Source organism: Gilliamella sp. B3023, assembly GCF_026536845.1.
Lineage (GTDB): Bacteria > Pseudomonadota > Gammaproteobacteria > Enterobacterales > Orbaceae > Gilliamella > Gilliamella apicola_E.
In genome coordinates this window covers 32,652-44,832 of the sequence record NZ_JAFNNH010000013.1, presented here as the reverse complement: position 1 = coordinate 44,832, position 12,181 = coordinate 32,652, and the positions used below count along the sequence as shown (strand labels likewise).

Below are 12,181 nucleotides of genomic sequence, written 5' to 3'. Positions count from 1 at the left end.
TTTATATTCATTATGCAAAAAGCTAATTATATAACAAGAGAGGGCTACTTGGCACTCGATCGTGAATTGAAATATTTATGGAAAGAAGAAAGGCCTCGTGTTACTCAAGCTGTTTCTGATGCTGCAGCCCTTGGCGACCGTAGTGAAAATGCGGAATATATTTATGGAAAAAGACGTCTTCGAGAGATTGATAGACGTGTTCGCTTTTTAACCAAACGTTTAGAAATATTAACGATTGTCGATCCTGACCCAAGACAAGAAGGAAAAGTATTTTTTGGGGCTTGGGTCAAATTGGAAGATGATTCAGGAAAATTACATATCTACCGTATTGTTGGCAGTGATGAATTCGATCCCAAAAGAAATTGGATATCGATTAATAGCCCTGTTGCCAGAGCTTTAATTGGTCATAAAATTGATGATGAAATAGCAGTCATCACACCAAACGGTAAAACGTTTTATTATATTATTGATATCAGTTACCAAGAATTTGTTTAGATATTATTTTAATAATTACCTAAATAATAGGTTCTCAAATTCAATTTTATTATCAACATTGATTAAATTATCGAGCCGATTGTCTTCTTCTAACCATTCTATGAGTTCTGACATCGCATCAATATGCTTATTATTGTCTGACGCAGCTAACATAATAAGCAAAGATATTTTTTCACCGTCAGGAAAAATAACAGGATGAGTGCATTTCAGTAAAGAAAATTTTGTTTCTTCACATATTACACCATTTTCTGAGCGAGAATGCGGTAAGGCAAAACCATCTGCTATAATAAAGTACGCACCAATTTGATTAACATTATCAATTATAGATGTTATATATCTTTGTTCGATAATATTATTTTCGATTAATGAATTTCCAACTAATTGAATCGCACTTTTCCAATCCAAATTTTCTTCATTAAACTGCCAATATCTTTCAAAAATAGGATGTATGGACATATTTATTACTCTTTTATTACTCATTATTAATTTTTTACATCGATGATTAATATGGTTACAAGCTACCACTTGCAACCATCATCTATTTTAAGATACAACTTTCAAAAATTGGTCACAAATATTTTGACCACTAATTCCGTATTTATTTTTTAGTTGACCACTTTTTCCTGATTCAGTAAATGTATCAGATACACCTATCCTTATCAGTGGTTTTAAAATACCATTTTGCATACTTTGTTCAGCAATTAATCCACCAATACCACCATTGATACTGTGATTTTCAACGGTTATAAGAACATTGACATGTTGGCATAAAGATTTAAATTTTTCTTGATTGAATGGTTTGATACAAGCTAAATGTATAAGCTTTCCTTTATGACCAAGTGAGGTTAATTTTTGATAACCGTCATTAGCTTGTTCATAACTTGCTCCTTCGAAAATAATAGCAAAATCATTTCCTTCATTGATCACAGCATCAATGTCATTAACTCGAGGAACCTTGGTTTTATCACGGATTGGCATTGGCTCACGAGCCACTCTAATATAAACAGGGCCTTTAATTTTGGCTGCTTGTTCAAATGCTTCGTAAACTTCATCTGCATCAGCTGGTGATAAAACGGTTAAATTTGGCAAGACTCTCGTTAATGCAATATCTTCTAACGCATGATGAGAGGCACCATCAAATCCACCATCCACACCTGGATGAGTACCAACTATTTTAATGTTTGCATTTGCATAACAAGATTGTCTGAGCTGCGTCCATACCGTTCCTGTTGCAAAAATAGCAAAATCGATAAAAAATGGAATTAATCCTTCAAATGATTGTCCAGCTGCAAAGCTTAATGCTGATGCTTCAGCTATGCCCATCTCAAAAAAACGTTGTGGGTAAGCTTGTGCGAACTGATCAGCACGAGTTGAACTAGCTAAATCACAATCAATAACAGTGATCGGGAAGTTATTTTCTGCTAATTGAATTAATGCTTTACCAATTGCATCCCGAGGTGCTTTCATTTCTATCATTGTAAATCCTCCATAGCTTGTTTGTACTCGGCATCAGTTGGTGTTTTAGAATGCCAATCACCATTATTTTCCATAAAACTAACCCCTTTTCCTTTGATGGTATGAGCTAAGATAGCAATTGGTTTACCTTTATAATGGCGAGCTAATGCAAAGCCATCCACTATTTGTTCCATATCATTACCATCGGTTAATTCAATTACGTTCCATCCAAAAACTCGTAATTTGTCAGCCAATGGTTCTAATCTACATACTGAATTAACCTCATCATGAGAAGACAATTTGTTATAATCTATAACCGCAACTAAATTATCCATTTTCATATGAGCGGCTTGCTGAAGTGCTTCCCAAATTTGTCCTTCATGCATTTCACCATCACCAATAATTGCATAGACTTTATTTGGATCATTATTGAGTTTTTTGGCTGCGGCCATTCCTAATGCAATTGATAAACCTTGTCCTAATAACCCTGTATTAGCATCAAGTTGTGGAACTGTTTTAATATTAGGATGTCCCTGTAAACGAGAATTTAAATTACGAAAAGTAATCATTTCTTCATCTTTAATAAAACCTAATTGGTTAAGTAGTGCGTACTGAATTGCAACCGCATGCCCTTTACTCATGACAAGACGAGCTCTAGGGCTTTGATTAAAATTAATTTCGTTTTGATAAATATAGGTCATGATATCAGCTATTGATAATGCCCCACCTGGGTGACCAGCTCCAGAACGATATATCATTGAGACAATATCACGTCTTGCTTGTTTAGCTGATTTTTTTAACTGTTCAATATTCATTATTTCCTCACTTATTCTAATCCTTTATTAAACTCAACATTTAATAAGCACTTTGAGTTTGCCATCGAGGTTTCCTGATATAGCTTGTTGAAAGGCTTTATCTGCATCTTCTAATGGAAAGACTTTTTCATAGATTATTTTTGATAAGTCAGTTTGAACTTCCTTTCGACTTAACAATTTTGCCGTATTAATAAGATCTTCTGGTGTATACATATGGCTAGAAATAACAGTTATTTCCGATGATTGTAATTCATGAAGATTAACGCTATTTCCTTTAGCATATTGCGCAATAAGCACTAAATATTCTGGCTTTCTTTGTGAGTCAATAATTTCATCAAGTACATTTCGCACTCCTGAACATTCAAAAATAATCGGTCTGATTTTTGAATCTAAAATATGAACTTCACAGATACTATTATTTACTGTAAATCCAAGTTCATTAAGTAATTTAACTCTAGTTTGATTTGTTTCAATAATAATTGGCTTTAAGTTATAAAGATGCTTTAAAACCAATCCGGTCACAACGCCTATAGTGCCACCACCAGTAATAATGATCGGATAATTATTTATATTTATATTCTCTAGAAGTTTAACAGCATGATAACCAACCGCTAAAGGCTCAAATGTGGCAGCTATTTTAAGATCAATGTTGTTATCTAACTTAACCAAATGATCGAGATCTACAGTTATGTATTGAGCTAAAGTTCCATCTAATCTAAATCCCATTACACGACGATTTACTCGACAGATATTGGGATAGCCATTAATACAATTAACACATTCTCCACACCCAACAAGTGGATTTATTGCAACATGATCACCGATTGAAAATCCTTTATTATTAGAGTTTACTTTAGTGATCACCCCAACCGCTTCATGGCCTTGAATAAAGTTTGTTGGCGGCTTCAATGAAGGGTGCATTCCCAGGTAAAAATGGGTATCTGAACCACAGATACCACCATATTCAATTTTAACAACAGCATTTCCTTCCTTGAGTAACGGTTCAGGAAGTTCAACAATGTCTGTTTTTTTTATATCAGTTATTTTCACTGCTTTCATATTTTGTCTCTGTTAAAAAAATTATAAAAATTCTTACTTCAATAAGACCGTACAATATTAAGATAAGGCTTCTTTTATCTTGTTAATTAATTCATCTAATTTAGGATCACCAATATAGTTTTTAATACTTACTATTGGCTGTTTTACCTTATGGCTAGCTCTTTCAACTAATCGTTCTTGAATAACAACAAGATCAGCTTCTTGCGGTACATTTTCGATGGAAAAATGTTTTACAATAATGTCTTTATCAACACCGTTTTCCTTTAGTTGTTTTTTGAATCTTGATGCACCTAGTGCACTTGAACCAGCTCCAGCGTCACAAGCAAAAGCAATGAATTGAATATTTTTTAGATCAATTTCTTGATAATCTTGTTGATATTGATTTGATAACTGAATGTCAGCTTTGGCTTTCAAATAAGCTTTATTGCTTCCTTCTAATTTTGTATCAAGCACTTCTTGTTTTGAATTAGAGAAATCTTCATCTTTTTCAGTAATTGGACTGATTTTAAGTAAAAAACTACAACCAATAAATGAAACTATCGCAGCGGCGCCTATACCACATATTGTTGCAAGATGTTTTCCAGGAGGTGTAAGAGCTAAAAAGGCAAAAATTGATCCTGGAGTAGCACCTGCAACCAATCCTGCATTCATTAGTGAAAAGACAATAATCCCAGCTGCCGAGCCTAACATGAGAGGAAAAATCATTAGTGGTCGCATATAAACATATGGAAAATACATTTCATGAATACCGCCAAAGAAATGAATAATAGTTGCTGCCGGTGCAGATTTTTTACTCATACCTTTACCGAAGAAACAGAATGCTAATAGTAGACCTAATCCTGGACCAGGACTGGCAAATACCATGAAGTAAACCGATGATCCATTAACTAAAGCATCTTTCATTCCTAACTGATAAAATATTGCCTGATCAATAGCATTATTGAGGAAAAGTACCCTAGTAGGCTCAATTAATAAGGCGAGAGAAGCTAGATAACCCGTTTGTAATAATCCATCTATTGCTGCAGCGATAATATTAGTGATGGATAGCATAAATGGGCCAATAAAATAATAGCCTAAAATTGCTAATCCCATTCCTAAGAAACCTAATGCAAAATTTTGAATAATATTTTCAAAACCATTAGGTAAACGATTTTCTAATAATTTATCAAGCTGTTTACTACAATAACCACCCAATGGACCCATAGCCATTGCACCTAATAACATAGGTATGTCTGAACCAACTACAATCCCCATTGTACCGACTGTGCCAATTATTGCTCCTCGTTTACCTCCAATCATGTCACCGCCGGTATATCCAACAAGCATTGGTAACATATAAGTAATCATAGGGCTAACTAGGCTGCCTAGTTGTTCATTCGGCAACCATCCTGCTGGAATAAAAAGAGCGGTAATAAATCCCCAAGCCATAAAAGCACCAATATTTGGTATGACCATTGCTGTGAGGAATCCACCAAAACTTTGAATTTTAGCTCTAATTGATATTTTTTTATCCATAGTAAAATTCCTTAAAATTTAAAATACATACGCATATTTAATATGACTAGTCATTATAAATAGCAAGCAAATAATATTTTATAGAAAAATAATGTATATATAATTTTATTCAAAATGTTAAGTTAATCACATTTTAATTTTTAAGTTATTATGAATATACATATTTTAATTTGTTTACTATGATTTAGGTTTATTTAAGGCTGATATAAATAAAATTGAGTATGAATAAACTTAAGAAGGAATAAGGTTGAATGGCGTTGAACCTATTTAATATATAGTCAAAATATTGCTATCTGAGGTTATTTGAATGAAAATGATAACTAATAGAAAAATTGAGGAATCAAAATGAGTGGTAACATAACAACAAAACAATTAAAAGTTATCAATTACATTACTAATCTAATAGAAGAAAAAAACTTATCTACTGGTGAGAAAATTGATACTGAAGTTAATATTGCAAAGATTTTGGATGTAACTCGTACCACTGTTAGAGAAGCCACCAGACATTTATTAGAAGAAGGACTAATTTACCGTGTCAGAAAGTCAGGATTACATGTAGGTTCATTTGAGCGAAATATTAATCTAACTGGTAAATTTAATGTAATCTCTCATTTCGATTATCAGGCTAAAAAACAAGGTTATAGGGGAGCTAGAAAAGTTCTTTCTGCAAGTATAATTCCTGTTCCAAGTGAAGAATTGGCCAATTTACTTAAATTAAAGCGAAATGATTTTGTTTATAAAATTGTTAGATTAATGTTTTTTGATAATATTCCTGTATCAATAGAGTTTACGTTAATACCTGCAAATTTATTTCATCAGTTCGAATTTAGTCAATTAGAGATATCAAAATTTGGTTATATTGAAGAGATCACAGGAAAAAAAGTAAAAAAACGAATTCAAAACATTATGGCTGTAAATGTCGATGATGAAAAAATTGAGAATTCATTAAATATAGCTAAAAATACCGCCCTACTAAAACTTGAGGAAGTCACATATCTTGAAGATGATACCCCATGCGAACATAATACTTCTTTTATAAAAGCAGAATATCATCCTATACAAAATATCATTGAACGACGATTGTAAGATAGCTTAGGAATGAATTTATGGCACTTAAATATATAAATCCCTAATAATTAAATATATAATTTGATCAAACTAATTAAATATTTGCCGATATGATTGCCGTTAAACAACTCTTTATCTATCCGATTAAATCAATGCAAGGTATTGCATTGACGCGTGCCAAGAGTATTGATGGTGGCTTTGAATATGACCGTATCTTAATGATAAGTGAACCAGATGGAACATTTATAACTGCCAGACAATATCCAGAGCTGTTAAAACTTAAAACGGTAATAATTGACAACCAAGTGCAGGTGTCATTACCAACTAACGAATCAATCGTGATTAATTTCGATGAGTTTTCACTTAGTAATGAAGCAACCGAAGTTTGGGGAAATCACTTTACATCACATATTGCGCCAATTAAAGTTAATCAATTTTTTAGCCAATTTCTTCAAAAAGATGTGCAATTGCGTTGGATCGGCAAAAAATTGAGTCGAAGAACTAAACGTTATCCAGATGTGCCAGTTAGTTTTGCTGATGGTTATCCTTATTTGTTGTTAAATCTTGCATCATTTAACTATCTTGAACAACAGTGCCCTGAAAAATTAGATATTCGCCAATTTCGTGGCAATATTATTATTGATGGCGCACTCCCTTTTGCAGAGGATGGATGGAAAACCATTAAAATTGGTGAGTTAATATTTGATATCATCAAACCTTGTACTCGTTGTGTATTAACCACGTTCAATGTCAATTCAGCCAAAGCTTTACCTAATAATGAACCTTTAAAAACTTTAAGTTATTTTAGAACTAATTTGGATGGTAAAATTGATTTTGGTATGAATATGATTGCTCGAAATCATGGTACTGTATCGATTGGTGATAAAATTGAGGTACTTGAACGCCAACCAGCTAAAAGCTATATTAAAAACTTTCCTACAGAATCAATAAAAGACTATCAACCTTGTACAATTACTTTCCAAGATAAAAAAATTAAAGGTAATAATCAGCAAACAATTTTAGAACAACTTGAACAACATCATATTTCAATTCCTAACTCTTGTCGGGCTGGTGTATGTGGTCGTTGCTCAGTATTATTAACAAAAGGGGATGTAAAACCTTTAACTCAATCAGCGATTAAACAAAATAAACATATTCTAGCCTGTAGTTGTGTTCCAAAAGGTGATATCACTATAGAATAGAAAAATAATAATTTTTATTATAAGACAAAGAATTTAATTTATTAAAATAATGGAATAAATATTAGGCTACAGTGGATGTTAAAAAAATTATTTTTATTTACGCTTCTCGGTTCCCTTTCTACATCTGTATTTTCTTTAGATCATTATAAAATGGTTTTCGACAATATAAAGGAAAAAAAAGAAGAGAAAGTCCTTAAAGAATTAGAAGAAGGCAATACAACAAATCTAACTTATCTTACTCAGCTAGGGATGAGTTATATTGAATTGGCTAATACACTTCACAACAAAAGTTGCAATAAAATTCATAACATTCATGATTTAGTATCAACTTGGAAAAACCAATTTATTTTGACTAATGATATCTATTATGGTGTGTATGGTGAAGAGGATGATCGTAATAATTACTTGTCTTATAGATGTAAAAACCTAGAAATTGACATAATAAACGTTTTCATAAAACCTAAATTAATAGATAAAGGATTATCATTAATTCGAATTGCAATAATGAATGGTGATTTAAACACCATTAAATTAGTAATGACTTTAGAAGATAGTAGAAAAAATCCTAATTACTATTATTTTCATGATTTTATTCAATATATGAAAAAAGAAAATAATCAAAAAGTAAATGGTTATGTATCTTTTTTAATTGGTCAAGCATATCTTACTGGTAAATCTATTGATAGAGCTCCTGGTAGAGCACTTTGGAGATTTTCTGAAGCTAGAGATATTGGTGAACCATCTTTACCCTACTTTATTGCTCTTGCTAAAATTGAAGCTCAAATTGATACTTTATTGAATTCTAAATATCTGTTTGATGAAAAAATTTATAAAGATGAAAACACAGAGGTTGATAAAAGTATCTTGGATGGTATGCAAGATAACGCATTTCGAGGGGATATTCCTTCCTTACTTTATTTGAGTGGCTACTATTTAAATGAAGTTAAAATGAACAAAGCTTTAATGTATTTTAAAAAGGCTTGCGCATTGTCTTCTTCTCCAGCATGTGAAATGTATAAGAATAATCTCAAATATTCATACCATAAAGAACTCTATCCGTTATTGGAAAAATTCGACAAGGATAAACCTGATCCTAAAATCGCCATAAAAATAGCTAAATGGTGTGAAAAAAATTACAAATATTTACCCGCTATTTATTTTTACTCTTATGCTGCGGATAATGATCCTAAGTTGTTTCTTCACATAATTGACTTATATTCTAAAACTAGTCTTCATGGAGATGACCAAGATAAAAAAATTATGGAAAATTATATTAAATATTCCAATTATGTTAAAAATCCTCACATTTTAGGATACATTGCTTCGAGGTTCAGTTTTATTACAGAGATAGATAAAAAAATTTATTGGTTAAAAGAAGCAGCTAAGGCAGGGGATTGGAAAGCTAACAGTTCTTTATCTAAGCTATATATGGAAGGTTACTATGTTCCTCAAGATTTTCCTAAAGCAATTTACTGGTTCAAAAAATATTGCTTTCAAGGTGGCTATAGTACTCCAGGTTGTAGACCTTTATATGAATTACGTAAAGATCCTGAATTACAACTTGCGTTAAAAAATAATGATATGGATGCTCAATACAAAGTAGGTTTAATGTTTTTTGATGAAGAACCATTGTGGGAAGCTGGACTGGATTATATAAAAAAAGCAGCTGAACAAGGGCATGAATTCGCAAAAGAGAAGTTATTGGATCATGGTAATCGTACTAAAATGGATTACTTTATAATATATTACATGCCGGGTTGATAAGTTTTAAAAGAATCAATGAGTAGTATCATACTACTCATTTTTAATTAAGATAATTAGGAAATAGCTTTTAATTCCAACTGCTCATTAACCAACGTCATAGAGCTTTCTGTTTTTACAAACTGATTAGCTAATGCTAGTCTATCATTCATCACTTTAATCGCTTCTGAAAAACAGAAGGTTTTGTTCATAGCCACAAACGTCGGTTGAGCAACAATGCAAAGCGATGCGTTTTCACCAGCTTCAACGACCAATAAACATACCCTTTGACCGGATTCTTGTAGGTTTACTTCCACAATATCAGCAACTTTGGGATTATAAAGCATAGGTTGCTGAGAAAAATACCAGCTCTTAGGCATTTGTGGTTTCAAAAAATTTGAAGCAACAATTGCATTAATTGATAATTCAATTTTTTGAGCGTCACTCAAAATCAAAGATTGACAACTATCATAAAATAGATAATAAGCTGTTGCGTCATCGACAGAAAACGAAAACTCACTAAATACATCAGGTATTAGTGTTTTACTTGCATAATTACAACGAAATAACATTTCTGATGAAATTTCAAGCATTAAGCTGTCGTATTCATTATCAAAATACCAACGCCAGCTATCAGTTGGTCGAAAAGCCATTTTCATTGATATTTTATCCTTACAAATTGAACTAAATTTGAACAAAATATACCATAACTAATATAAAAAATAAATAAAAAGTTAAAATAAAAAATTTTTAATTATTTAATTTTTAAAAGTTTTATGAAAATTTTAGAAGGATCCGAATGATCTAAGTTGGATCCTTTTTTTGATCCTTGATCCTTTGTGATCAAATCGTAATTTTACAAAATATTAAATGCAGTTAAAGCTTGATGTTAAGATACTTTAGACATAAAAAAAGGTGCTTATTAGCACCTTTTTCATAACTGATTAAGATCAATTAACTTGCTACATTGATCCTTTTCATATCTGTCATATAGCTACGAAGTTTACGCCCAACGATCTCAATTGGATGGTGACGAATAGCTTCATTAACATCACGTAATTGTGCATTATCAACACTGCCTTCAGGTATAGCTTTACCTAAGTCACCTGCTTGTAACATTGGCATGAATTTCTCTTTTAATAATGGAACAGCTGCATTAGCAAATAGATAGTTACCATATTCAGCGGTATCAGAAATAACGACATTCATTTCATACAAACGTTTACGAGCAATTGTATTTGCAATAAGTGGTAACTCATGTAGTGATTCATAATAAGCTGATTCAGGTAAAATACCAGATTCAAGCATAGTTTCAAATGCAAGTTCAACCCCTGCTTTAACCATTGCTACCATAACAACACCTTGATCAAAATAAGCTTGTTCGTCAATCTTACCTTGATATTCGGCAGCTTTTTCGAATGCAGTTTCACCCGTTTCTTTACGCCATTTCAATAAGTTAACATCATCGTTAGCCCAATCTTTCATCATCGTTGATGAGAATTCGCCTGAAATAATATCATCCATATGTTTACGGTAAAGATCAGTCATGATCACTTTTAATTCTTTAGCTAATGCATTCGCACGTAATTTAGCAGGATTAGATAAACGATCCATCATTAACGTAATACCACCTTGTTTTAATGCTTCAGTGATCGTTTCCCAACCAAATTGTAATAATTTACAAGCATATGCAGGATCAACGCCATCTGCGACAAGTTTGTCAAAGCAAAGTAATGATCCAGTTTGCAACATACCACATAAGATCGTTTGTTCACCCATAAGATCAGATTTAACTTCAGCAACAAAAGAAGACTGTAAAACACCCGCTCTATGACCACCTGTTGCAGCAGCCCATGCTTTAGCAATTGCTAAACCTTCGCCTTTAGGATCATTTTCAGGATGGACAGCGATCAGAGTTGGTACACCAAATCCACGTTTATACTCTTCACGAACTTCTGTTCCTGGACATTTTGGCGCAACCATCACTACTGTGATATCTGGACGAATTTTTTCGCCAACTTCAACGATGTTAAAACCGTGTGAATAACCTAATGCTGCACCCTTTTTCATCAATGGTTGAACAGCTTGTACTACAGCTGAATGTTGCTTATCTGGAGTTAAGTTGATAACTAAATCAGCGGTAGGAATTAATTCCTCATAAGTTCCAACTTTAAAGCCATTTTCTGTTGCTTTTTTCCATGATGCTCTTTTTTCTGCAATAGCTTCTTTACGTAAAGCGTAAGAAATATCTAAACCAGAATCGCGCATATTTAGCCCTTGGTTAAGACCTTGAGCACCACAACCAACGATCACAATCTTTTTGCCTTTTAAAAAATTAGCTTCTGATACAAATTCATCACGAGCCATAAAACGGCACTGACCTAGTTGTTCTAATTTTTCGCGTAAATTTAATGTATTAAAATAGTTAGACATTATTCTCTCCATGAGTTGAATTATTTTTAATCAGAGCACTATAGCGTAAAATCATAATTGCGAAAATTGATATATTTAGAACATTATATTGCATAAATTGCAATAAACTTGCCAAGTTAAACACTTTCTTTTACTCTAAGTCCCCCCAAATTAATTAACCATTTATTTAATATGGATACTCGTTACAAGCAGGCTAATAAAGAAGCAAAGCTTTCATTGTTACTTACTCTTATCTATTTCGCTGCATGGGTAATTAGCGCTTATAGTTTAAAAGATCAAAAAGGTTTCATAGGTTTACCATTATGGTTTGAGCTGTCATGTATAATGGTACCATTCGGTTTTATCTTGTTATGTTATATTGTGGTAAAAAAACAATTCAAAAATATTCCATTAGAATAG

General features: G+C 32.3%; 12 protein-coding genes. 5 read left to right on the top strand and 7 right to left on the bottom strand.

Annotated features, from left to right (window positions below; translation table 11 throughout):
* Nucleotides 1-12 precede the first annotated feature (12 nt).
* The gene (gene greB / locus J3U16_RS08665; RefSeq protein ID WP_065733801.1) at nucleotides 13-495 is read left to right on the top strand and encodes a transcription elongation factor GreB; all 483 of its coding nucleotides are present in this window, start codon (nucleotides 13-15) and stop codon (nucleotides 493-495) included.
* Nucleotides 496-510: 15 nt separating this feature from the next.
* Here greB and J3U16_RS08660 read toward each other — a convergent pair whose 3' ends face one another.
* The 5 genes from J3U16_RS08660 to J3U16_RS08640 all read right to left on the bottom strand — a co-directional run bounded on the left by J3U16_RS08660 (nucleotide 511) and on the right by J3U16_RS08640 (nucleotide 5,339).
* Nucleotides 511-951 (bottom strand): PTS sugar transporter subunit IIA, encoded by a 441-nt coding sequence (locus tag J3U16_RS08660; RefSeq protein ID WP_065733800.1) that lies wholly within the window; start codon nucleotides 949-951, stop codon nucleotides 511-513.
* Between the two features lie 87 nt (nucleotides 952-1,038).
* A complete protein-coding gene (locus tag J3U16_RS08655; RefSeq protein WP_416380754.1) occupies nucleotides 1,039-1,962 on the bottom strand; it encodes a transketolase family protein in 924 nt (307 codons plus the stop codon).
* Between the two features lie 5 nt (nucleotides 1,963-1,967).
* Nucleotides 1,968-2,765, bottom strand: coding sequence for a transketolase (locus J3U16_RS08650; RefSeq protein WP_065733799.1), 798 nt, complete (start codon nucleotides 2,763-2,765; stop codon nucleotides 1,968-1,970).
* A gap of 33 nt (nucleotides 2,766-2,798) precedes the next feature.
* Complete coding sequence (locus tag J3U16_RS08645; RefSeq protein ID WP_267330660.1) at nucleotides 2,799-3,824, bottom strand: zinc-dependent alcohol dehydrogenase; 1,026 nt, start codon at nucleotides 3,822-3,824, stop codon at nucleotides 2,799-2,801.
* 57 nt (nucleotides 3,825-3,881) lie between these two features.
* Nucleotides 3,882-5,339 (bottom strand): PTS mannitol transporter subunit IICB, encoded by a 1,458-nt coding sequence (locus J3U16_RS08640; protein ID WP_267342882.1) that lies wholly within the window; start codon nucleotides 5,337-5,339, stop codon nucleotides 3,882-3,884.
* Between the two features lie 345 nt (nucleotides 5,340-5,684).
* On the opposite strand from J3U16_RS08640, the gene J3U16_RS08635 reads away from it, so the two are divergent.
* The 3 genes from J3U16_RS08635 (at nucleotide 5,685) to J3U16_RS08625 (ending at nucleotide 9,370) form a co-directional block, all read left to right on the top strand.
* Complete coding sequence (locus tag J3U16_RS08635) at nucleotides 5,685-6,425, top strand: GntR family transcriptional regulator (RefSeq protein WP_065733796.1); 741 nt, start codon at nucleotides 5,685-5,687, stop codon at nucleotides 6,423-6,425.
* A gap of 92 nt (nucleotides 6,426-6,517) precedes the next feature.
* Nucleotides 6,518-7,609 carry a YcbX family protein gene (locus tag J3U16_RS08630; protein ID WP_267330662.1) on the top strand — a complete coding sequence of 364 codons (1,092 nt, stop codon included), beginning with the start codon at nucleotides 6,518-6,520 and terminating at the stop codon, nucleotides 7,607-7,609.
* A gap of 75 nt (nucleotides 7,610-7,684) precedes the next feature.
* Nucleotides 7,685-9,370, top strand: coding sequence for a tetratricopeptide repeat protein (locus J3U16_RS08625; RefSeq protein ID WP_267342881.1), 1,686 nt, complete (start codon nucleotides 7,685-7,687; stop codon nucleotides 9,368-9,370).
* Nucleotides 9,371-9,426: 56 nt separating this feature from the next.
* On the opposite strand, the gene J3U16_RS08620 is transcribed toward J3U16_RS08625, so the two are convergent.
* Both J3U16_RS08620 and ilvC read right to left on the bottom strand, forming a co-directional pair.
* Nucleotides 9,427-10,008 carry a cell division protein ZapC gene (locus tag J3U16_RS08620; RefSeq protein ID WP_141677448.1) on the bottom strand — a complete coding sequence of 194 codons (582 nt, stop codon included), beginning with the start codon at nucleotides 10,006-10,008 and terminating at the stop codon, nucleotides 9,427-9,429.
* Nucleotides 10,009-10,303: 295 nt separating this feature from the next.
* Complete coding sequence (ilvC, locus tag J3U16_RS08615) at nucleotides 10,304-11,782, bottom strand: ketol-acid reductoisomerase (RefSeq protein WP_267342880.1); 1,479 nt, start codon at nucleotides 11,780-11,782, stop codon at nucleotides 10,304-10,306.
* Nucleotides 11,783-11,953: 171 nt separating this feature from the next.
* Here ilvC and J3U16_RS08610 point away from each other — a divergent pair, with 171 nt between their 5' ends.
* Complete coding sequence (locus J3U16_RS08610; protein WP_065563416.1) at nucleotides 11,954-12,181, top strand: YhdT family protein; 228 nt, start codon at nucleotides 11,954-11,956, stop codon at nucleotides 12,179-12,181.